Annotated in this window: 26 protein-coding genes; 10 read left to right on the top strand and 16 right to left on the bottom strand. The window is 62.8% G+C overall.

Annotation, left to right across the window (positions count from 1 at the left end; translation table 11 throughout):
* Window positions 1-180: 180 nt before the first annotated feature.
* The 4 genes from ftsY to rpoH all read left to right on the top strand — a co-directional run bounded on the left by ftsY (window position 181) and on the right by rpoH (window position 4,244).
* Entirely contained in the window at window positions 181-1,590 is a 1,410-nt protein-coding gene (gene ftsY, locus ACLEJQ_RS21535) for a signal recognition particle-docking protein FtsY (RefSeq protein ID WP_440798234.1), read from the top strand.
* The gene (ftsE, locus tag ACLEJQ_RS21530; RefSeq protein ID WP_440798232.1) at window positions 1,587-2,258 is read left to right on the top strand and encodes a cell division ATP-binding protein FtsE; all 672 of its coding nucleotides are present in this window, start codon (window positions 1,587-1,589) and stop codon (window positions 2,256-2,258) included. The genes ftsY and ftsE overlap by 4 nt, the downstream gene beginning before the upstream one ends.
* Window positions 2,255-3,277: a permease-like cell division protein FtsX gene (gene ftsX, locus ACLEJQ_RS21525; protein ID WP_440798230.1), complete on the top strand. Its 1,023-nt coding sequence runs from the start codon at window positions 2,255-2,257 to the stop codon at window positions 3,275-3,277. The genes ftsE and ftsX overlap by 4 nt, the downstream gene beginning before the upstream one ends.
* A gap of 112 nt (window positions 3,278-3,389) precedes the next feature.
* The gene (gene rpoH / locus ACLEJQ_RS21520; protein WP_440798228.1) at window positions 3,390-4,244 is read left to right on the top strand and encodes an RNA polymerase sigma factor RpoH; all 855 of its coding nucleotides are present in this window, start codon (window positions 3,390-3,392) and stop codon (window positions 4,242-4,244) included.
* A gap of 200 nt (window positions 4,245-4,444) precedes the next feature.
* Here the strand turns inward: rpoH and mtgA are convergent, their stop codons facing one another.
* Window positions 4,445-5,167 (bottom strand): monofunctional biosynthetic peptidoglycan transglycosylase, encoded by a 723-nt coding sequence (gene mtgA, locus ACLEJQ_RS21515; RefSeq protein WP_440798226.1) that lies wholly within the window; start codon window positions 5,165-5,167, stop codon window positions 4,445-4,447.
* A 73-nt stretch (window positions 5,168-5,240) separates the two neighbouring features.
* Between mtgA and ACLEJQ_RS21510 the strand changes: the two genes are divergently transcribed.
* The 4 genes from ACLEJQ_RS21510 to trmB all read left to right on the top strand — a co-directional run bounded on the left by ACLEJQ_RS21510 (window position 5,241) and on the right by trmB (window position 7,503).
* On the top strand, window positions 5,241-5,621 hold the full coding sequence (locus tag ACLEJQ_RS21510; protein WP_440798224.1) for a DUF423 domain-containing protein: 381 nt from the start codon (window positions 5,241-5,243) through the stop codon (window positions 5,619-5,621).
* 97 nt (window positions 5,622-5,718) lie between these two features.
* A complete protein-coding gene (gene thiS, locus ACLEJQ_RS21505; protein ID WP_440798222.1) occupies window positions 5,719-5,919 on the top strand; it encodes a sulfur carrier protein ThiS in 201 nt (66 codons plus the stop codon).
* Between the two features lie 54 nt (window positions 5,920-5,973).
* The gene (locus tag ACLEJQ_RS21500) at window positions 5,974-6,768 is read left to right on the top strand and encodes a thiazole synthase (RefSeq protein ID WP_249877051.1); all 795 of its coding nucleotides are present in this window, start codon (window positions 5,974-5,976) and stop codon (window positions 6,766-6,768) included.
* Between the two features lie 9 nt (window positions 6,769-6,777).
* Complete coding sequence (gene trmB / locus ACLEJQ_RS21495) at window positions 6,778-7,503, top strand: tRNA (guanosine(46)-N7)-methyltransferase TrmB (protein ID WP_440798220.1); 726 nt, start codon at window positions 6,778-6,780, stop codon at window positions 7,501-7,503.
* 128 nt (window positions 7,504-7,631) lie between these two features.
* Here trmB and ACLEJQ_RS21490 read toward each other — a convergent pair whose 3' ends face one another.
* From ACLEJQ_RS21490 to ACLEJQ_RS21450, 9 genes are all read right to left on the bottom strand, one after another.
* On the bottom strand, window positions 7,632-7,955 hold the full coding sequence (locus ACLEJQ_RS21490) for a DUF3392 domain-containing protein (RefSeq protein ID WP_003177482.1): 324 nt from the start codon (window positions 7,953-7,955) through the stop codon (window positions 7,632-7,634).
* Window positions 7,956-7,973: 18 nt separating this feature from the next.
* The gene (gene hemW / locus ACLEJQ_RS21485) at window positions 7,974-9,173 is read right to left on the bottom strand and encodes a radical SAM family heme chaperone HemW (RefSeq protein ID WP_440798217.1); all 1,200 of its coding nucleotides are present in this window, start codon (window positions 9,171-9,173) and stop codon (window positions 7,974-7,976) included.
* Complete coding sequence (gene rdgB / locus ACLEJQ_RS21480) at window positions 9,170-9,766, bottom strand: RdgB/HAM1 family non-canonical purine NTP pyrophosphatase (protein ID WP_440798216.1); 597 nt, start codon at window positions 9,764-9,766, stop codon at window positions 9,170-9,172. The genes hemW and rdgB overlap by 4 nt, the downstream gene beginning before the upstream one ends.
* Window positions 9,763-10,197 (bottom strand): DUF4426 domain-containing protein, encoded by a 435-nt coding sequence (locus tag ACLEJQ_RS21475; RefSeq protein WP_440798214.1) that lies wholly within the window; start codon window positions 10,195-10,197, stop codon window positions 9,763-9,765. Before ACLEJQ_RS21475 ends, rdgB begins: the two co-directional genes overlap by 4 nt.
* Window positions 10,198-10,222: 25 nt before the next feature.
* A complete protein-coding gene (metW, locus tag ACLEJQ_RS21470; protein ID WP_440798212.1) occupies window positions 10,223-10,843 on the bottom strand; it encodes a methionine biosynthesis protein MetW in 621 nt (206 codons plus the stop codon).
* 7 nt (window positions 10,844-10,850) lie between these two features.
* Window positions 10,851-11,990 carry a homoserine O-succinyltransferase MetX gene (metX, locus tag ACLEJQ_RS21465; protein WP_440798210.1) on the bottom strand — a complete coding sequence of 380 codons (1,140 nt, stop codon included), beginning with the start codon at window positions 11,988-11,990 and terminating at the stop codon, window positions 10,851-10,853.
* A 136-nt stretch (window positions 11,991-12,126) separates the two neighbouring features.
* Window positions 12,127-12,717 carry a YggT family protein gene (locus tag ACLEJQ_RS21460; protein ID WP_440798208.1) on the bottom strand — a complete coding sequence of 197 codons (591 nt, stop codon included), beginning with the start codon at window positions 12,715-12,717 and terminating at the stop codon, window positions 12,127-12,129.
* 10 nt (window positions 12,718-12,727) lie between these two features.
* Window positions 12,728-13,546 (bottom strand): pyrroline-5-carboxylate reductase, encoded by an 819-nt coding sequence (gene proC / locus ACLEJQ_RS21455; RefSeq protein WP_440798206.1) that lies wholly within the window; start codon window positions 13,544-13,546, stop codon window positions 12,728-12,730.
* 36 nt (window positions 13,547-13,582) lie between these two features.
* Window positions 13,583-14,272, bottom strand: coding sequence for a YggS family pyridoxal phosphate-dependent enzyme (locus tag ACLEJQ_RS21450; protein WP_440798204.1), 690 nt, complete (start codon window positions 14,270-14,272; stop codon window positions 13,583-13,585).
* A 56-nt stretch (window positions 14,273-14,328) separates the two neighbouring features.
* Between ACLEJQ_RS21450 and ACLEJQ_RS21445 the strand changes: the two genes are divergently transcribed.
* Complete coding sequence (locus ACLEJQ_RS21445; RefSeq protein WP_440798202.1) at window positions 14,329-15,363, top strand: type IV pilus twitching motility protein PilT; 1,035 nt, start codon at window positions 14,329-14,331, stop codon at window positions 15,361-15,363.
* Window positions 15,364-15,505: 142 nt separating this feature from the next.
* Here the strand turns inward: ACLEJQ_RS21445 and ACLEJQ_RS21440 are convergent, their stop codons facing one another.
* Complete coding sequence (locus tag ACLEJQ_RS21440; RefSeq protein ID WP_440798199.1) at window positions 15,506-16,117, bottom strand: C40 family peptidase; 612 nt, start codon at window positions 16,115-16,117, stop codon at window positions 15,506-15,508.
* Window positions 16,118-16,366: 249 nt separating this feature from the next.
* Here ACLEJQ_RS21440 and ACLEJQ_RS21435 point away from each other — a divergent pair, with 249 nt between their 5' ends.
* Window positions 16,367-16,795, top strand: a complete 429-nt coding sequence (locus tag ACLEJQ_RS21435) for an NINE protein (RefSeq protein WP_440798197.1) — start codon at window positions 16,367-16,369, stop codon at window positions 16,793-16,795.
* Window positions 16,796-16,925: 130 nt separating this feature from the next.
* On the opposite strand, the gene ACLEJQ_RS21430 is transcribed toward ACLEJQ_RS21435, so the two are convergent.
* The 5 genes from ACLEJQ_RS21430 to ACLEJQ_RS21410 all read right to left on the bottom strand — a co-directional run bounded on the left by ACLEJQ_RS21430 (window position 16,926) and on the right by ACLEJQ_RS21410 (window position 20,820).
* A complete protein-coding gene (locus ACLEJQ_RS21430; RefSeq protein ID WP_440798195.1) occupies window positions 16,926-18,197 on the bottom strand; it encodes a dihydroorotase in 1,272 nt (423 codons plus the stop codon).
* Entirely contained in the window at window positions 18,194-19,198 is a 1,005-nt protein-coding gene (locus tag ACLEJQ_RS21425) for an aspartate carbamoyltransferase catalytic subunit (RefSeq protein ID WP_440798194.1), read from the bottom strand. The genes ACLEJQ_RS21430 and ACLEJQ_RS21425 overlap by 4 nt, the downstream gene beginning before the upstream one ends.
* A gap of 24 nt (window positions 19,199-19,222) precedes the next feature.
* Window positions 19,223-19,729 carry a bifunctional pyr operon transcriptional regulator/uracil phosphoribosyltransferase PyrR gene (gene pyrR / locus ACLEJQ_RS21420; RefSeq protein ID WP_440798192.1) on the bottom strand — a complete coding sequence of 169 codons (507 nt, stop codon included), beginning with the start codon at window positions 19,727-19,729 and terminating at the stop codon, window positions 19,223-19,225.
* A gap of 84 nt (window positions 19,730-19,813) precedes the next feature.
* Entirely contained in the window at window positions 19,814-20,251 is a 438-nt protein-coding gene (gene ruvX, locus ACLEJQ_RS21415; RefSeq protein ID WP_440798190.1) for a Holliday junction resolvase RuvX, read from the bottom strand.
* On the bottom strand, window positions 20,251-20,820 hold the full coding sequence (locus ACLEJQ_RS21410) for a YqgE/AlgH family protein (protein ID WP_440798188.1): 570 nt from the start codon (window positions 20,818-20,820) through the stop codon (window positions 20,251-20,253). The genes ruvX and ACLEJQ_RS21410 overlap by 1 nt, the downstream gene beginning before the upstream one ends.
* Window positions 20,821-20,932: the final 112 nt, after the last annotated feature.

Below are 20,932 nucleotides of genomic sequence, written 5' to 3'. Positions count from 1 at the left end.
GGCGTTTTCGCCGATGATGCCCTGCCAGTCCTTCGAAAAAATTGACCATGAAATGTCTCGCAGACATTTCGACAATCTGTTGCGCGTGAACAAGCTGGATGAAACGCAGTCTGTTCAGCATTGAATTTTTATTACCGAGGCGCCCCGTGGCGCGTCGCTACCGTGAGATAGCCGTCCTCCATGTTTGGTTCCAACGACGACAAAAAGACCCCAGCCGCGGCTGGCGAGAAGAAAGGCCTGTTCGGATGGCTGCGCAAGAAGCCGCAGGAAACCGTCGTCGAGCAGCCGCCAGCGCTGACTGAGCCCGCCGTCGAGCCGGTCGACGAGCAAGCGACGCCCATCGTCCTGCCGTTGGCCGAGCCGGTGCTGCAACCGGTCGAACCTGAAGCCGAACCCGCGCCAGAGCCTGAGCCGGTGGCCGAACAGCCGCTGACGCCACCTGCCGGACAAACCCCCTGGCTGACCTTGCCGGTGGCGGAAGAGCCGGTGGCGTTTGTCGAGGACGCCCAAGCCCTGCACATCACCCCGCCAATTCCGGCGCCAACGCAGCCGGTTGAGGCTCCAATTGTCGCGCCAGTCGCCGTCGAGCCAGAGCCAGAACCGGCACCGGTCCAGGCATCGGCCGCGGTTGAGTCTCCGCGCGCCGTCGAGGAGAGCAAGGTCGGCTTCTTCGCCCGCCTCAAGCAAGGCCTGTCGAAGACCAGCGCCAGCATCGGCGAAGGCATGGCCAGCCTGTTCCTGGGCAAGAAAGTCATCGATGACGAATTGCTCGAAGACATCGAAACCCGCCTGTTGACCGCCGACGTCGGGGTCGAGGCGACTTCGGTGATCATCAAGAGCCTGACCCAGAAGGTCGCGCGCAAACAGCTGACCGATGCCGATGCACTGTACAAATCCCTCCAGGGCGAACTCGCCGGCTTGCTCAAGCCGGTGGAGCAGCCATTGGTGATTGCCTCGCAGAACAAGCCATTCGTGATTCTGGTGGTGGGCGTCAACGGCGCCGGCAAGACCACCACCATCGGCAAACTGGCGAAGAAGCTGCAGCTTGAAGGCAAGAAAGTCATGCTCGCCGCTGGCGACACCTTCCGAGCCGCTGCGGTGGAACAGCTGCAAGTGTGGGGGGAGCGCAACAAGATCCCGGTGATTGCCCAACACACCGGCGCCGACTCCGCTTCGGTGATCTTCGACGCCGTGCAGGCGGCCAAGGCCCGTGGCATCGATGTGCTGATCGCCGACACCGCCGGTCGCCTGCACACCAAAGACAACCTGATGGAAGAGTTGAAGAAGGTGCGCCGGGTGATCGGCAAGCTCGACGCCGATGCGCCCCACGAAGTGTTGTTGGTGCTGGACGCCGGCACCGGCCAGAACGCCATCAACCAGGCCAAGCAATTCAACCAGACCGTCGAACTTACGGGCCTGGCCCTGACCAAGCTCGACGGTACCGCCAAGGGCGGGGTGATCTTCGCCCTGGCCAAGCAATTCGGCCTGCCCATCCGCTACATCGGCGTGGGTGAAGGCATCGACGATCTGCGCACCTTTGAAGCCGAGCCCTTTGTCCAGGCGCTGTTTGCCGAGCGGGAGCACTCATGATTCGTTTCGAACAGGTCGGTAAACGCTATCCGAACGGTCACGTCGGCTTGCATGAGCTGAGCTTTCGAGTCCGTCGCGGCGAGTTTCTGTTCGTCACCGGCCATTCCGGCGCGGGTAAAAGCACGCTGCTGCGCCTGCTGCTGGCGATGGAGCGGCCCACTTCCGGCAAGCTGCTGTTGGCCGGCCAGGACCTGAGCACCATCAGCAATGCCCAGATCCCTTTTCTGCGGCGGCAGATCGGCGTGGTGTTCCAGAATCACCAGTTGCTGTTCGATCGCACTGTGTTCAATAACGTGGCGTTGCCGTTGCAGATCCTCGGGCTGTCCAAGGTCGAGATCAACAAGCGCGTGGATTCTGCCCTGGAGCGCGTGGCCCTGTCGGACAAGGCCGAGCTGTACCCCGGCGACCTGTCCACCGGCCAGCAACAGCGCGTCGGCATCGCCCGCGCCATCGTCCATCGTCCAGCGCTTCTGCTGGCGGATGAACCTACCGGTAACCTCGACCCACGCCTGGCGGCGGAGATCATGGGCGTATTCGAAGACATCAATCGTTTGGGCACCAGTGTGCTGATCGCCAGTCACGACCTGGCACTGATCGCACGCATGCGTCACCGCATGCTCACCTTGCAGCGCGGTCGATTGATTGGTGACGGGGAGGCCGGCGTATGAGCGCAACCCGCAGTTCTAAAGTCGCCGAGCGCGTGGCCCCGAAGGGCACCGACCCGCAGCCGCCGAAGAAAAAGCACGACGAAGATGATGGTCCGGATTTCGCCACGCTGCTACGCGCCTGGATCGAGAGCCATCGTGCCAGCCTGCTGGATAGCTTGCGCCGCCTGGGCAAGCAGCCCATCGGCAGCTTCTTCACCTGCATGGTCATGGCTGTGGCCCTGAGCCTGCCCATGGGTCTGTCATTACTGCTGAAAAACGTCGAGCGCCTGGGTGGTTCCTGGCAACGGGCGGCGCAGATTTCCCTGTACCTGCAACTGGACGCGTCCCCGGGCGAAGGTCAGGCGCTGCGCGAGCAGATCAAGGCCATGCCGGGCGTGGCCGATGCCGAATACATCGGCCGGGAGCAGGCGCTGGAAGAGTTCCAGCAGCAGTCCGGCCTGGGCGAAGCTCTCAAGGAGTTGCCGGAAAACCCGCTGCCGGGCGTGGTGTTGGTGACGCCGAAGGAGGTCGACAAGCCGACCCTTGAAGCATTAAGACAAAGACTTTCCGAATTGCCCAAGGTACAGCAGGCGCAACTTGATCTAGTCTGGGTCGAGCGTCTTGCGGCGATCCTCAAGCTTGGCGACCGGTTTGTCTTCGGTCTGACGGTGTTGCTGGTTTCTGCATTACTTTTGGTGATAGGCAATACCATTCGTCTTCATATTGAAAACCGCCGCACCGAGATAGAAGTGATTAAACTCGTCGGCGGCACGGACAGCTATGTGCGCAGGCCCTTCCTTTACATGGGCGCGCTGTATGGCTTCGGTGCCGGGATCCTGTCCTGGGGTGTTTTGGCGTTCGGCCTGGATTGGCTGAACGATGCAGTGGTGGGGTTGGCCGGTTTGTACGGCAGTGACTTCGCGTTGGCCGGTGTACCGGTCGCCGATGGGCTGTCGCTCTTGCTTGGCGCAGTGCTGTTGGGTTATATCGGTGCATGGATTGCGGTAGCACGCCACCTGCGTGAGCTTGCACCGAAATAGTGTTATTTGCGCGTATTGACCTTTCAGTTTTTGTGGGAACTTGTCCTACGGTTCCCGGTCAATTTTCGCAGTGCTGAACTGCACGAGTTATGTGAGTCGGAGGTTTTTTCGTATGACCACTTCTTTGCAACCTGCGTATGCTCTGGTCCCGGGTGCGAACCTGGAGGCCTATGTGCACACGGTGAACAGCATTCCATTGCTGACGCCCGAGCAGGAGCGTGAACTGGCCGAGAGTCTCTATTACCAGCAGGATCTTGAGGCGGCTCGGCAGATGGTGCTCGCCCACCTGCGTTTTGTCGTACACATCGCCCGCAGCTATTCCGGCTACGGGCTGGCCCAGGCCGACCTGATCCAGGAAGGCAACGTCGGCCTGATGAAGGCAGTCAAGCGTTTCAACCCGGAAATGGGCGTACGCCTGGTGTCGTTTGCCGTGCACTGGATCAAGGCGGAAATCCACGAGTTCATCCTGCGCAACTGGCGCATCGTGAAAGTCGCGACCACCAAGGCCCAGCGCAAGCTGTTCTTCAACCTGCGCAGCCAGAAGAAACGCCTGGCCTGGCTGAACAACGAGGAAGTCCATCGCGTGGCCGAGAGCCTGGGTGTGGAGCCTCGGGAAGTGCGCGAGATGGAAAGCCGCCTGACCGGCCATGACATGGCCTTCGACCCGGCCGCCGAAGCGGACGACGACAGCGCCTTCCAATCGCCGGCCAATTACCTGGAAGACCACCGGTACGACCCGGCGCGTCAACTGGAAGATGCCGATTGGAGCGACAACTCCAACACCAACCTGCACGAAGCGTTGGAAGTGCTGGACGAACGCAGCCGCGACATCCTCTACCAGCGTTGGCTGGCCGAGGAAAAAGCCACGCTGCACGACCTGGCGCAGAAGTACAACGTATCGGCCGAGCGGATTCGTCAGCTTGAGAAAAGCGCGATGAACAAGCTCAAGGTGTCGATCGCGGCCTGACCTGTGCAACGGCTACAAAAAAACGCCCCGATCAGTGATGGTCGGGGCGTTTTTATTTCAGGCCCAAGACAGGTCCCTGTGGGAGCGAGCCTGCTCGCGATGGCGGTGTATCAGTCAACTTATTGATAGCTGACAGTGCGCCATCGCGAGCAGGCTCGCTCCCACAAGAGATCTCCCACAGGGGGGCTGTGGTGTTGCGGCTACTGGGCCCAGGGCGCGCGCCGCGCGTTATTGAGCTCCAGCAAGTAACTGTCACCCCCCAACTGGCTCATCTGCTGACGAATCCAGCTAGCCCGCCGTAGCACATAAGGGCTTGGCCGGCCGGCGCTCCATTTACGGGGGTTGGGCAACACGGCGGCCAGCAGGCTGGCCTGCTGGCGGGACAAAGCGTTGGCGCCGACGCGGAAATGATGCCGCGCCGCTGCTTCGGCGCCGAATACGCCGTTGTCCCACTCGACGCTGTTGAGGTACACCTCAAGAATCCGTTGCTTGGGCCAGAACACCTCGATCAACGCGGTAAACCAGGCTTCCAGGCCTTTGCGCAGCCAACTGCGACCCGACCATAGGAACAGATTCTTCGACACTTGCTGGCTCAGGGTGCTGGCGCCGCGAATCGAACCGCCGCGCTCGTTATGGGCGAATGCCGCCTGGATCGCACCGATGTCGAAGCCCCAGTGCTCGGGGAATTTCTGGTCTTCGCCAGCGATCACCGCGACCTTGAGATTGTCGGAAATCTCCTCCCAAGGCTGCCAGCTGCGTTGCAGGTCGATTGGCTCACCGCTGAACCAGGACTGAACCTTGCGCTCGATCATCAGCGCCGTGAACGGCGGCGGGACCACGCGAAACAACAGTACGAGCACAACGCTGCCAACGGCGAACCAGAGCAGGGCTTTGAGGAGTCGTCGAAATAATGAACGCAGCATAGAGATGGCTTGGCCGAACCGGTCGAGCGGGCCATTATACAGACCCTGCCCACCGAGTCTGACTGGAGTTCTCATGCTGCGTAGTTTTCTGATGCTGGCGGCTTTTTTCGGCTTCACCGGCGTGGCACTCGGAGCCTTTGCCGCCCACGGCTTGAAAAACCGCCTGAGCGCCGATTACCTGGCCATCTTCCACACCGGCGTGACCTATCAACTGGTGCACACCCTGGCGCTGCTGGGCGTCGCACTGCTGGCCACGCACATCCCCGGACGCATCGTCACCTGGGCCGGGATTTCATTCGTGATCGGGATTGTGCTGTTCTCCGGCAGCCTCTATCTGCTGACCCTCACCGGCATCAGCAAACTCGGCATCATCACCCCGTTCGGCGGCGTTGCGTTCCTGATCGGCTGGCTGTGCCTGGGGCTAGCGGCTTGGCGCCTGCAACTTGCCGCTTGAAGCTTGTCCCTTGTAGCTCTCCCTGACCAAGGGACTTGGGTCGCCCAGACTGATCGGGCTAGAATGCCAGCCCCTAAAAATGATGACGGCATCCGGCATGCGCATTCAGTTGAACGGCGAACCCCTTGACCTGCCCGACGGTGAAACCGTCGCGGCCCTGCTGACCCGTCTGGAACTGGCCGGACGTCGCGTCGCGGTGGAACTCAATCTGGATATCGTCCCGCGCAGCCAGCACGCCGACACCACGCTGAACGACGGTGACAGCGTCGAGGTGGTCCACGCCATCGGCGGCGGTTGATCACCGCGGCTTCGCAGTATTTCGCAAGAACCTCACCCCTACAGAGGATTTCCCATGAGCATCGTTCGTAGCGACAAGCCTTTCGTCCTGGCCGGTCGTACCTACCAGTCGCGCTTGCTGGTAGGTACCGGAAAATATCGCGACATGGAAGAGACCCGCCTGGCCATCGAGGCCTCGGGCGCCGAAATCGTGACCGTTGCCGTGCGCCGGACCAACATCGGCCAGAACCCGGGCGAACCGAACCTGCTGGATATCCTCCCGCCGGATCGCTACACCATCCTGCCCAACACCGCCGGTTGCTTCGACGCCGTCGAGGCCGTGCGCACCTGCCGCCTGGCCCGTGAGCTGCTCGATGGCCACAACCTGGTGAAGCTGGAAGTGCTGGCGGACCAGAAAACCTTGTTCCCCAACGTGATCGAAACCCTCAAGGCCGCCGAAACCCTGGTCAAGGAAGGCTTCGACGTGATGGTGTACACCAGCGACGATCCGATCATCGCCCGGCAACTGGCGGAAATCGGCTGCATCGCAGTGATGCCGCTGGCCGGCCTGATCGGCACCGGCCTGGGGATCTGCAACCCGTACAACCTGCAGATCATCCTCGAAGAAGCCAAGATCCCGGTGCTGGTGGATGCCGGTGTCGGCACCGCCTCCGACGCCACCATCGCCATGGAGCTGGGCTGCGAAGCGGTGCTGATGAACTCCGCCATCGCCCATGCCCAGCAACCGATCCTGATGGCCGAAGCCATGAAGCACGCCATTGTCGCCGGGCGCCTGGCGTACCTCGCCGGCCGCATGCCGAAAAAACTTTACGCCAGCGCCTCCTCGCCGCTGGATGGTCTGATCAAGTAAGAGCCATTGATGACTGAATCGAACGACACGCCTGTCCTGCCGGAAGAAGGCGAAGAGCGCCAACACCGCCGCATCAAGAGTTTCGTGATGCGCGCCGGGCGTATGACCGAAGGCCAGCAGCGCGGCCTGGAACAGGGCGCACCGCTGTTCGTCCTGCCGCTGGCCGACGCGCCGGTGGATTTCGACCAGGTGTTCGGCCGCTCGGCCCCGCGCTCGCTGGAAATCGGCTTCGGCATGGGCCACTCGCTGCTGGAAATGGCCGCTGCCTCACCGGAGCAGGATTTCATTGGCGTGGAAGTGCACCGGCCTGGTGTCGGTGCGCTGCTCAACGGCGTGCTCACCCAGGGGCTGACCAACCTGCGGGTCTACGATTGCGATGCCATCGAGGTGCTCAACCGCTGCGTCGCCGACAACAGCCTCGACCGGCTGATGCTGTTTTTCCCCGATCCGTGGCACAAGAGCCGTCATCACAAGCGCCGTATCGTCCAGGCTTCGTTCGCTGAGTTGGTGCGCAGCAAATTGAAAGTCGGCGGTGTGCTGCACATGGCCACCGATTGGGAGCCCTATGCCGAATACATGCTGGAAGTGATGAACGTCGCGCCGGGTTACCGCAACCTGGCCGAAGACGGTCAATACGTCCCGCGTCCGGCCGAGCGGCCGATCACCAAGTTCGAGCGTCGTGGTGAGCGACTGGGGCATGGGGTCTGGGATTTGAAATTCGAGAAGCAGTCCTAAGCCACACGCAGTTCAATGTGGGAGCGGGCTTGCTCGCGAATGCGGTGTATCAGACACATTAATGTCGACTGATACACCGCATTCGCGAGCAAGCCCGCTCCCACAGTCGTTTTGGGGCGGTGCGAAGGTCAGCGCCGATCCGCCACCACGCCGATCAACACCAGCACCACCAACAGCACCGGCGCCAGGCTGTAGTTGTTGAACTGGCTCAGCCCTCGCACCACCCATGGCGTGGCGTAGATCAGGGCGGCACCGCTGCCGATCATGCACAGCAGGGCGATCAACGGGACGCGCAACGCGCCGGCGATGCTGCCCAGGCGTTGTTCGACCCAGCCCTTTATATCGGCACCAAACAGCACCAGCAGGCAACCGACCAGTGCCAGGGAGATTTCCGACAGGTTGCTGCGGCTCCAGCGGGACACGGTGGCCAGCAGGTCGAGTACCAGATCCATTCGATTTCCTTGTGTTGATCAGCTCAGAAATTTCTGCAGCAAGTCATTGAGAAACAGTTGTCCGCGCTCGGTGGCCGCCAGACGTGACGGTTCGACCTGCAACAACCCGCTTTGTTCGGCCTCGCGCCGGCCTTCGGCCAGGCTTTGCAAGGTCAGGCCGGTACGCTGCGGATACAGTTGCGCGTCCACGCCCTGGGTCAGGCGCAGGGCGTTCATCAGGAACTCGAACGGCAGCTCTTCGTTGCCCAGGGTTTTCTCGCCGGCCAGGAAGCGTTTGGCCGGATTGAGATAGTCCTTGGGCAGGCGGGTCTTCCAGGTGCGTACGATGCGCCCGTCCGGATGGCTGAGCTTGCCATGGGCGCCGGCGCCGATACCGATGAAGTCGCCGAAGCTCCAGTAGTTGAGGTTGTGCCGTGCCGCCCGCCCGGGCTGGGCGTAGGCCGAGACTTCGTACTGGGCGTAGCCGTGCTCGGCCAGCAGCGCTTGCCCGGCTTCCTGGATATCCCACAGCGTGTCGTCTTCTGGCAGCGTCGGCGGCTGGTTCCAGAACACCGTGTTCGGCTCCAGCGTCAGTTGGTACCAGGACAAATGCGTTGGCTTCAGGGCGATGGCCTGGCGCAAGTCGCTCAGGGCATCGTCCAGGGATTGATCGGGCAGGCCGTGCATCAGGTCGAGGTTGAAGTTGTCGAACCCGGCCTGACGGGCCATGTCGGCGGCGCGCACGGCTTCGTCACCGTTGTGGATCCGCCCCAGGGCTTCGAGCTTGGCTTGCTGGAAGCTCTGCACGCCGATGGACAGCCGATTGATCCCCAACGCCCGGTAAGCGACGAATTTCTCCTGCTCGAAGGTGCCGGGATTGGCCTCCAGGGTGATCTCGATGTCATGGGCGAACGGGATTCGCGCCTCGACCCCCTTGAGCAACCGTCCCAGGGCCTGGGCACTGAACAGGCTCGGCGTACCGCCGCCGAAAAAGATCGAGCTCAGCTCGCGACCGTAGACCGCGTGCAAGTCCTGGTCGAGGTCGGCCAACAAGGCATCGACGTACTCTTCTTCCGGCAGTTGCGGGCTGGCGGCGTGGGAGTTGAAATCGCAATACGGGCATTTGCGCACGCACCACGGAATGTGAATGTACAACGCCAGGGGCGGTAGCACCGGCAGCGGCGCCCGAGACGTTTGTGCACCGCCATGGATCAGCGGTGCGGGGCGCTCATCGCTCATGCAAGATCCAGGCGTTGGCGCAGCAGGGCCATGGCGCGGGCGCGGTGGCTCAACTGGTTTTTCTCCACCGGGCCGAGTTCGGCGCTGGAGCAGTTGCGCTCCGGCACCCAGAACAGCGGGTCGTAGCCAAAGCCGTGCTCGCCGCTGGCCTCGGTGAGAATCCGCCCGTGCCACAAGCCTTCGCAGAGAATCGGCAGCGGATCGTCGGCATGGCGAACCAGCGCCAGCACGCAGACGAACTGCGCGCCGCGCTCGGCTTCAGGCACATCCTTGAGGGCTTCGAGCAGCTTGGCATTGTTTGCAGCATCACCCTTGCCATCGGCATAGCGCGCCGAATAGATACCCGGCGCACCGCCGAGAAAATCCACCGCCAGCCCGGAATCGTCGGCCAGCGCCGGCAGGCCGGAGATGCGTGCGGCGTTGCGCGCCTTGAGGATCGCGTTCTCGACGAACGACAGGCCGGTTTCTTCAGGTTCCACGTGGCTGAATTCGCCGATCGAGCGCAACTGCACCGACCCGCCGAGCATGGCCTGGAGTTCCTTGAGTTTGCCGGCGTTGTGGCTGGCGAGTACGAGTTGGGTGAGGTTCATCATTCGCCGGGGAACAGTTCCTGGTTGAAATTGAGAGTGTTAATCTTGTCGCCGGTCTGCACCTTGATTTCAAAGGTGCGGGTTTCCTGCTGGTCCACCGGATACTGGGCGATGTAGTAGATCGCCCCTTGCTCGATGACCTGGCGGAACGTCAGCGGGACCGCCTTGCTGGTCAGGTCCTTGATGGTGCCGCTGACCTGGGCCATCAGGGGTTTGCCGTCCTTGACCAGCGATACGTTGATCACGCCCTGGTGCTTGCTGCGTACCAGCTCGACGGCCTTGGCGATCTCCGGCGTCAGGAAGGTCGAGTTGAACGTGTTGTAGTGCACGGTGACGTCGCCGAACACTTCCTTGCGGTCGCTCTTGATGATATCGGCAGCCATGGCGCCGATGCTCAGGCACGCACTGATGAGAAACAAACCTAGACGTTTCATGATGTCCTCCTGATCAGGCCCGGTGTCACACTGCGACCTGGTATTGGGCAAGGCCTGGGCTGCTGACCCGATAGATGCCGATCTCACCTAACAGATTAGGCCAAAGCTTGCTGGCCCATCCGTGGCGATGCTGCTGGTCCACCGCCAGGCGATCGATGACCGTGGCCCTGCGTTCGCGGCACAGTTCCTCGAAATCCTCGAAGGTGCAGAAGTGGATGTTCGGCGTGTTGTACCAGGTGTAGGGCAGGAACTCCGACACCGGCATGCGGCCCTTGCTCGCCAGGTACCAGCGGCAGCGCCAATGGCCGAAGTTGGGAAAGGTGATGATGCATTGGCGTCCGACCCGCAGCATTTCGTCGAGGATCCTGTCCGGGTAGTGCACCGCCTGCAGGGCCTGGGTCATGACCACGATGTCGAAGCTGTTGCTGGCAAAGTTGCCCAGGCCCTTGTCCAGGTCCTGCTCGATGACGTTGATGCCCTTGGCGATGCACTCGGCAATGTTGTCCGGGTCGTTTTCCAGGCCGTAGCCGCTGACTTGCTTGTGGTCGCGCAGCCAGGTCAGCAGTTCGCCATTGCCGCAGCCCAGGTCGAGCACGCGGCTGCCGGCGGGGATCCATTCCTGGATGATTTCCAGATCGGCTCTCATGGCGTCCTCACAGCGTAATACGGTTCATGTAGTTGCCGAACGCCTGCAGGTAGCGCGGGATCGGCATCAGAAAGGCATCGTGGCCCTGGGGTGCGTCGATTTCTAGGTAGCAGACATCCTTGCGCGCGGCCATCAGTGCGTCCACCAGCTCCCGGGAGCGGGCCGGGGAGAAACGCCAGTCGGTGGTGAATGACATCACGCAGAACCTGGCCGTGGCGCCGGCGAAGGTTTTCGCCAGGTCATCGTCGAAGTTCGCCGCCGGATCGAAGTAGTCCAGGGCCTTGGTCATCAGCAGGTAGGTGTTGGCGTCGAAGCGCCCGGAAAACTCCTCGCCCTGATAACGCAGATAGCTTTCCACCTGGAACTCGACACTGTGGAAGTCGTAGTTGAGCTTTTCGCTCTTGAGGCCGCGGCCGAATTTCTCGCCCATGGAATCGTCGGACAGGTAGGTGATGTGCCCGACCATGCGCGCCAGCATGAGCCCACGCTTGGGAATCACGCCGTGTTCCTGGAACGAGCCGCCATGGAACTCCGGGTCGGTAAGGATCGCCTGGCGTGCCACTTCGTTGAAGGCGATGTTCTGCGCCGACAGCTTGGGAGCCGAGGCGATTGCCAGGCAATGGCGCACGCGGTCCGGGTAGGTGATGGTCCATTGCAGGGCCTGCATGCCGCCCAGGCTGCCGCCGATCACAGCGGCCCATTGGTGGATGCCGAGACGGTCGGCCAGGCGCGCCTGGCTGTTGACCCAGTCTTCCACGGTGAGCACCGGGAAGTCGGCGCCGAAGGGCTTGCCGGTGTCCGGGTTGAGGCTGCTGGGCCCGGTGGAGCCGTTGCAGCCGCCGAGGTTGTTCAGGCTGACCACGAAGAACCGGTTGGTGTCGATCGGCTTGCCGGGGCCGATGCAACTGTCCCACCAGCCGGGCTTGCGCTCGTCGGCGCTGTGGTAACCGGCGGCGTGATGGTGTCCCGACAGGGCGTGGCAAATCAGCACGGCATTGCTCGCCGTGGCGTTCAGGGTGCCGTAGGTTTCGTAGATCAGGTCATAGGCTGGCAACGAACGACCGCAGGCCAGGGCCAGGGGCTCGCTGAAATGCGCCACTTGCGGCGTCACCAGACCAACGGAATCGGGGGGAAAGGCAGCTGGCATCGACCCTGCTCTCGTTGAAATGAGGCGTAAGTCTAAAGACCGCTGGGGTTAGCGGCAAGCAAAGGGCGGCGCTGATTGTCCGCCGCTTTACCCGTGGCGAGGGAGCAAGCTCCCTCGCCACGGGATGTGCGCCTGGTCAGATCAGGACGCGCAGGATCTCCGGCATCATCGTCACCGCCGCCAGGTTGTTGATCACCAGCATGTCGAGCAGCTTGAGTACCAGGAATGCCAGGATCGGCGAAATATCCAGGCCGCCGAGGTTCGGCACGATGCGGCGGAACGGCGCCAGGGCCGGCTCGCAGATCTGGTTCACCAGCTCGGCGCCCGGATTGTGGCTGCCCGGGGCGACCCACGACAGGATCACGCTGATGATCAGGGCGAAGAAGAAAATCTTCAGGAACAGCGCGGTCACGCCGATGATCGACCAGATCAGCAGTTGCAGCGGGTTGCCCGTGGTGCCGTAGGTCAGCAACAGGGTCAGGGCCATCAGGGCCATTTGCACCAGGATCGCCAGGATCAGTGACGACATGTCCAGGCCGAACAGGCTCGGGATGATCCGGCGCAGCGGCTTGAGCAGGGGCTGGGTGGCCTTGACGACGAATTGGCACAGCGGGTTGTAGAAGTTGGCGCGCACCAGTTGCAGCACGAAGCGCATCAGCACGATCAGCAGATACAGGCTGCCGAGGGTTTGCAGGACATAGACCGCTGCGGTGTTCAATCCAATCATGAATGGCTCCTTATTGGCCCAGTTGTTCGGCCATTTCGGCCGAGCGGTGCGCGGCGGCGCCGAGTGCTTTTTCTACCAGGGCTTCGAAGCCCCCGGCCTGGAACGATTTGATGGCGGCCTCGGTGGTGCCGGCCGGCGAGGTTACGCGGCGGCGCAATTCGGCGGCATCGACATCGCTGGAGACCACCATGTGTGCCGCGCCGAGGGCGGTCTGCGCAGTCAGCCGGGCGGCAATCTCCCGTGGCAGGCCGAGCTTTTCACCCGCAGCGGTCATGGCTTCGACCAAGAGGAAGAAGTAAGCAGGGCCCGAGCCGGAGACGGCGGTGACGGCGTCCAATTGTTGTTCGGTTTCCAGCCACAACGCCAGGCCTACCGCCGATAGCAGTTGTTCGGCCTGTTGGCGCTGTTGGGCGCTGACTTGCGCCGTCGCGAACAGGCCGCTGACGCCCTGGCGCAGCAGCGCCGGGGTGTTGGGCATGCAGCGCACGATCGGCTGCTCGCCGAGCCAGTTGCTCATGCTGGCGCAGGTGATCCCGGCGGCAATCGACACCACCAGCTGCTCGGGCTTGAGGCTCGGGCGCAGCGCCTGGCACACCGACTTCATCGCTTGTGGCTTGACCGCCAGCACGATGACATCCGCGCCGTCGATGGCCCGGACGTTATCGGCGAAGGTTTCGATGCCGTGCTCGGCACTCACTCGGGCGCGGGTCTCGTCACCCGGATCGCTGGCGCGGATCTGCGTGGCGTCCAGGCCCTTGGCCCGCAGGCCACCGATCAGGCTGGCGGCCATGTTGCCGGCGCCGATGAAGGCAATACGCGTGTTGCTCATGACAGGTCCTTGATTAGAGAGATGAGTCGGCATGGCTTAAGGCTGCTTGCTGTAGTCACGGGCACCGAACAGGGCCGTACCGATGCGCACCCAGGTAGCGCCCTGGGCGATGGCGGATTCGAGGTCGTGGCTCATGCCCATGGACAGCGTGTCCAGCGGCAGTGCCAGGCTGGCTTGCAGGTGCTGGACCTTCGCGAAAGCGGCGTCCTGGGCGGCCCGGTCTTCGGTTGGCTCGGGAATCGCCATCAGCCCCCGAAGCTTCAGGCGCGGCAAGGCGCTGATGGCGTCGGCGAGGGCGGGCAGGTCCGCCGGGGTGCAGCCGGACTTGCTGGCTTCGCCGCTGACATTGACCTGGATGCAGATGTTCAGCGGCGGCAAGCCTTCCGGGCGTTGCTCGGACAGGCGTTGGGCAATTTTCAAGCGGTCCACGGAATGCACCCAATCGAAATGTTCAGCAATAGCGCGGGTCTTGTTAGATTGAATGGGGCCGATGAAGTGCCAGTTCAAGGGCAGGTCGCTGAGTTCGGCCTGCTTGCTCAGGGCTTCTTGCAGGTAGTTCTCGCCGAAGTCCCGCAGGCCAGCGGCATAGGCTTCACGCAGGGCCTCGGCGGGCTTGGTCTTGCTCACCGCCAGCAACTGCACGCCATGAGCGGGACGTCGGGCGGCCTGCTCCGAGGCACGGATCCGTGAAACTACCAGGGCGATGTTGTCTGCTATCGTGGACATAAAGAAGCGCCAGCGGGTCTGAGGTTCGCGGCATTCTACTGGAATTGGGGAGCGCTATGGATATCACTGAACTGCTGGCGTTCAGCGCCAAACAGGGGGCCTCGGACCTGCATTTGTCCGCCGGGCTGCCGCCGATGATCCGCGTGGATGGCGATGTACGCCGGATCAACCTGCCGGCGCTGGATCACAAGCAGGTGCATGAGTTGATCTACGACATCATGAACGACCGGCAACGAGTCGATTACGAAAAGTTTCTGGAAACCGACTTTTCCTTCGAAGTGCCGGGCCTGGCCCGATTCCGGGTCAACGCGTTCAATCAGAATCGCGGCGCGGGTGCGGTGTTCCGCACCATTCCGTCAAAAGTCCTGACCATGGATGACCTGGGCATGGGCGAGGTGTTTCGCAAAATCACCGAGGCGCCTCGCGGGCTGGTGCTGGTGACCGGGCCGACCGGCTCAGGCAAGTCCACCACCCTGGCGGCGATGATCGACTACCTCAACAGTCACAAACACCACCACATCCTCACCATCGAAGACCCCATCGAATTCGTCCACGAACCGCGCAAGTGCCTGATCAACCAGCGCGAGGTGCACCGTGATACCCAGAGCTTTTCCACCGCGCTGCGCTCGGCCCTGCGCGAAGACCCGGATGTGATCCTGGTGGGGGAGATGCGTGACCTGGAAACCATCCGCCTGGCGCTGACCGCCGCGGAAACCGGGCACCTGGTGTTCGGCACCCTGCACACCACGTCGGCGGCCAAGACCATCGATCGGGTAGTGGACGTGTTTCCCGGCGATGAGAAATCCATGGTTCGCTCGATGCTGTCAGAGTCTTTGCAGGCGGTGATTTCCCAGACGTTGATCAAGAAAATCGGCGGCGGGCGCGTTGCCGCCCATGAGATCATGTTGGGCACCTCGGCGATTCGTAACCTGATCCGCGAAGACAAGATCGCCCAGATGTACTCGTCGATCCAGACCGGCGGTTCGCTGGGGATGCAAACGCTGGACATGTGCCTGAAAGAGTTGGTGACCAAGGGCCTGATCAGCCGCGAACACGCGCGGGAGCGGGCGCGTACGCCGGATAATTTCTAAAGAGGCCGGCGCGGATCCCTGTGGCGAGGGAGCTTGCTCCCGCTGGGCCGCGAAGCGGCCCCAAAATTGACGGGGCCACGTAAGTCTCAAGTCTAATCAGGGGCCAGCGGGAGCAAGCTCCCTCGCCACGATGGATCTCGGATCAGCGCTGGACGACCCGCATCCCGCCCGGTTCTTTGGGCAGCACCCGCTTGGCAACCACGTAGTGGCTGTCCCAGTACGGTTTGTTCAAGGTGTCGATGGTCACCGACTTGCCACGGCGTGGGGCGTGGATGAAGCGGTCGTTGCCCAGGTAGATGGCCACGTGGTTGACCCGGCGGCTCTTGAGCTTGAAGAAAATCAGGTCGCCGGGCTTGAGATCCTTGCGCTCGACCTTCTCGCCATGACCGGCCGCCATGGCATTGGAGGTGCGCGGCAGGTCGAAGGTGGCGTCGTTGAAAGCGTATTTCACCAGCCCGCTGCAATCGAAGCCTTTACTTGGGCTGCTGCCGCCCCAACGATAAGGCGTGCCGAGCACGTTCACGGCGCGACTCAACACGTTGCTGCTCGCTTTGGTCGCCATCGGCGGGACCAGTTTGCTGTTCGCGGTGCTCACACGTTGGACGCTTTGCCTGTTCTTGCTCGAAGGAGCAGAAACATGGGATTTAGGGGTATAGCCGTTGACGCTGGGAAGACGTTGCTCACGATTGGTGGCGTGGGCGGCCAGTGGCAATAATAGGCAAATGGTTAGCCATGTCTTGAAAAATGGACGCATTAGGCAGGGCTCGTATAGGTTAGCGCGCAACTTTATAACAGCTTTTTTTGCCGTTCCGTGGCCGTTTGTCGATTCGAAGCCCAGCGTAAAAGCCGCAAAAACACGGCAAATCAGCCCGGTTGTCCGACAAAACCCCTATGGAACGGGGCTTTCGCCGACTCATGTTGCCTAGGACCGCTTGTCGGCGCGACACGTAAAAGTCACAAAAGGTCCGAACAAATTTATCTATCGAGGCAAAAGAGGTCATTCATGAACAGCTATCAACCGGGCGCAACCCATGACACTCATAGCAAGGTGATTGGGTATCTGCTGTGGATTTTCGGCTTCACCGGTGCCCATCGCTTCTACTACGGCAAGCCGGTGACGGGCACGATCTGGTTCTTCACCTTCGGACTGCTGGGCATCGGCTGGCTGATCGACCTGTTTCTGATCCCGGCCATGGACCGCGAAGCCGATTTACGTTTCACCCCAGGCCCCATCGAGTACAGCGTGGCGTGGATCCTGCTGACCTTTCTCGGCGTCTTCGGCGTGCACCGCATGTATCAGGGCAAATGGCTCAGCGGCATCCTCTACCTGCTGACTGGCGGGGTGTTTTTCCTGGGGGTGCTGTATGACTTCTGGACGCTGAATGACCAGGTCTCGATTCGCAATGCGCAGAAGCGGGGGGCTTTTCAGTAAGGTGAGAGGTCGAGTTGCCTGCAATCGCGAGCAGGCTCGCTCCCACATTGGATCTGAGATGTCCACAAATCATGTGTCCACCGCAGATCCCTGTGGGAGCGAGCCTGCTCGCGATAGGCGCGACACGGTATCACGCCTGGTGAGTAACCCGCCCATCCATCAAGGTATAACGCACCACACCCGGCAGGCTCTGGCCGAGGAACGGGCAGTTGTCACCCTTGGACCGCCAGGCTTCGCCAGCTACGGTTGATCCCGACGGGTCGAACAGCACCAGGTCCGCCGACGCGCCCACGGCCAGTTTGCCGGCCGGCAATTGCAACGCCTTGGCCGGGCCGCTGCTCAGGCGTGCCAGCAAGGTGGGCAGGTCCAGCAGGCCATCTTCCACCAGGGTCAGGGCCAGCGGCAGCAGCAATTCGACGCTGCTGATACCCGGCTCGGTGGCGCCGAACGGCGCCAGCTTGGCATCGCGTTCGTGGGGTTGGTGATGGCTGGAGATGGCCGAGATGACCCCCGACTTCACCGCTTCGCGCAGGCCGTCGCGGTCGGCGCGGGTGCGCAGCGGCGGCTGGACGTGATAGACGCTGTTGAAATCGATCAGCGCTTCGTCGGTCAGCAGCAGTTGGTACAGCGCCACGTCAGCGGTGACCGGCAGGCCACGGGCCTGGGCCTGGGCGATCAGCGCGGCGCCGCGGGCGCTGGTCAGCTGGCTGAAGTGCGCACGCACGCCGCTTTGCTCCACCAGCAACAAGTCACGGGCCAGGGCCACGGTCTCGGCGGTTTCCGGAATGCCCGGCAGGCCGAGGAAGCTGGCGGTCGGGCCTTCGTGGGCCAGGCCACCTTCGGCCAGGTCGTGATCCTGGGAATTGAAGATCACGGTCAGGCCGAAGGTCGTCGCGTATTCCAGGGCGCGGCACAAGGTGCGCGTGTTGCGGAAATTGTTCAGGCCGTTGCCGAATGCCACGCAGCCGGCGTCGCGCAGGGCGATGAGTTCGGCCAGCTGCTCGCCGTCCAGGCCTTTGCTCAACGCGCCAATCGGGAAAACCTTGGTGTTGCCGGCTTCGCGGGCGCGGTCGAGGATCAGTTCGGCCACGGCCGAGGTGTCCAGCACCGGTCTGGTCTGCGGCGGGCAGCACAGGCTGGTGACGCCACCGGCTGCGGCGGCGCGGGTTTCGCTGACGATGCTGCCTTTGCGGCTGTAGCCCGGCTCGCGCAGGGCGACGTTCAGGTCCACCAGGCCGGGGGCGGCCACCAGGCCCTGGGCGTCGAGGGTCTCGACCGCCGCGAAGCCGCTTGGGGCGGTGCCGAGGGCGGCGATCTTGCAGGCATCGATATGAATATCGGTCACTTGATCCAGGCCGCTGGCCGGATCGATCACGCGTGCGCCGAGAATGCTGAGCTTCACTGGGCGTTCTCCTGGTCGAATTGGCGCTGGGCCGTTTGCCCGCTCATGGCCATGGACAGCACCGCCATGCGGACGGCGATGCCGTAGGTCACCTGGTTGAGGATCACCGAGTGCGGCCCGTCGGCCACCGCCGACTCGATTTCCACGCCACGGTTGATCGGGCCCGGGTGCATGACGATGGCGTCCGGCTTGGCCCCGGCCAGGCGGGCGGTGGTCAGGCCGAACAAACGGTAGAACTCGCCTTCGCTGGGCAGCAGGCCGCCGGTCATGCGTTCGCGTTGCAGGCGCAGCATGATCACCACGTCGACATCCTTGAGGCCTTCGGTCATGTCGGTGTAGACCTTCACGCCGTACTGCTCGACGCCGATGGGCAGCAAGGTCTTCGGCGCGATCACGCGGATGTCCGGGCAGCCGAGGGTCTTGAGGGCCAGCATGTTCGAGCGGGCCACCCGCGAGTGCAGGATATCGCCGACGATCGCCACCGAGAGGTTCTCGAAGCCGCCTTTGTGTCGGCGGATGGTCAGCATGTCCAGCATGCCCTGGGTCGGATGGGCGTGCCGGCCATCGCCGCCGTTGATGATCGCCACCTGCGGGCAGACGTGCTCGGCAATGAAATGCGCCGCACCGGAATCGCCGTGGCGCACGACGAACATGTCGGCGGCCATGGCTTCGAGGTTGCGCAGGGTGTCGAGCAGGGTTTCACCCTTGCTCGCCGAGGATGTGGACACGTTGAGGGTGATCACGTCCGCCGACAGTCGCTGGGCCGCCAGTTCGAAGGTGGTGCGGGTGCGGGTGGAGTTTTCGAAGAACACGTTGCACACGGTCTTGCCGCGCAGCAGCGGGACCTTCTTCACCGCTCGGGCGCCGACTTCGAGGAACGAGTCGGCAGTGTCGAGGATTTCCGTCAGCAGCTCGCGGCGCAGGCCGTCGAGGGACAGGAAGTGCCGCAGCTGGCCCTGATCGTTGAGCTGCAGCGGGCGCTTGGTTTCGAGAGGCGTCATCGCGATGGACTCTTACAAGGGCAGTTAATGGGCAAGGTCTTGCAGTTCGAGTTGCAGCGGCGAAGGCCCGGAGAGCTTGACCCGCTCGTGGGCGGCCAGCGTCAGCGTCGCACCGACCACGTTCGGGCGGATCGGCAACTCGGCGGCGTCCAGGTCCAGCAGGCACACCAGCGTCACGCTGGCCGGGCGACCGTAGTCGAACAGTTCGTTCATGGCGGCGCGGATGGTCCGGCCACTCATCAGCACGTCGTCGATCAGCACCAGGTGTTGGCCTTCGATCTCGAACGGCAGCGCCGAGGGACGTACTTGCGGGTGCAGGCCGTTCTGGCTGAAGTCGTCGCGATAGAACGACACGTCCAGGGTGCCCAGCGGCGCCTGGCTGCCCAGTGTGTCGAGCAAGGCCTGGGCGACCCAGACGCCACCGGTGCGAATGCCGATGTAGCGGGGCTCGCTGATGCCGCGGTGTTCCAGGTGGGCCGTGAGACGGATCGCCATCTGGCTGATCAGTTCGGCAGGATTGGGCAGGCTCATGCTGGCTCCTTCAGATGTCCGCGCCGGTGATCGATGGCGCGGTTTGTCGCTAAAAGAAAGCGCCTCGCGGCGCTTTGTAGATAATCAGCTTTCGAACAGGGCGCTGTTCTCGTCCAGCCAGCCTTGCAACAGCAGGGCGGCGGCAATGGCGTCCACCGGGTTGTCACGGTAGCTGCCTTTCTGTCCGCCGCGCACCAGGCGCTCGCCCTTGGCCTCGAAGGTGGTGAGGCGCTCGTCGTGGGTATAGAAAGGCAGGTTGAAACGGCCATTGAGCCGGCGGGCGAATTTTTCGGCGCGTACACACATCTCGCTGGGCGTGCCGTCCATGTTCAACGGTAGGCCGACCACCACGGCGTCGGGTTTCCATTCCTTGATCAGCGCTTCGACCTGGTTCCAGTCCGGCACGCCGTTCTGTGCCTTCAGAGTGCACAGCTCCCGGGCCTGGCCGGTCACGACCTGGCCGACCGCTACGCCGATCTGTTTGGTGCCGTAATCGAAGCCCAGCAGCAAGCGCAGGGCCATCAGGCGTGTCCCGCCTGGCTGGTGAGCAGGCTGAGGTTGACCCCCAGCCGGCTGGCCGCCGCTTCCAGGCGCAATTCACTGCTGGTGTTGAACAGGATATCGGCGTCGAACGGGCAGGTCAGCCAGGCGTTGTCGGCCAGTTCGGCTTCCAGCTGCCCGGGTTCCCAGCCGGCGTAGCCGAGGGCGATCAGGCTTTTCTGCGGGCCGACACCATCGGCAATCGCGAACAGCACGTCCTGGGAGGTGGACAGCGACACCCCGTTCAGGTCCACCGTGGCCTGATAGGTCGGCCCCGACGGATGGAGCACGAAGCCGCGGTCGGTCTGCACCGGGCCACCGATGAAAATCGGCACGTGCTGGCACAAAGGCGGCGGTTCGATCTCGGGCCGCAACTGCTCGAGAATGTCCGCCAGGTTCAGCTCCTGCGGGCGATTGATCACCAGCCCCATGGCCCCATTGGCCGTGTGCTCGACGATATAGGTCAAGGTGTGGGCAAAGTTCGGATCGGCCATGTGCGGCATGGCGATCAGGAAGTGATGCTTGAGGTAGGTGGGGCTGAGGTTTTTCATAGGCGCTAGTGTGGCGGCGCAGGGCCGAACTGACAAGCTGGGGATGTGCAGGAAATACCCGAGGCTGATACAGATCCCGTGTGGGAGCGAGCCTGCTCGCGATAGCCATTGA

It is taken from the genome of Pseudomonas sp. SMV71, assembly GCF_052042015.1.
In the GTDB taxonomy this organism is placed as follows: Bacteria; Pseudomonadota; Gammaproteobacteria; order Pseudomonadales; family Pseudomonadaceae; genus Aquipseudomonas.
This window is presented reverse-complemented; position numbering and strand designations above follow the sequence as displayed.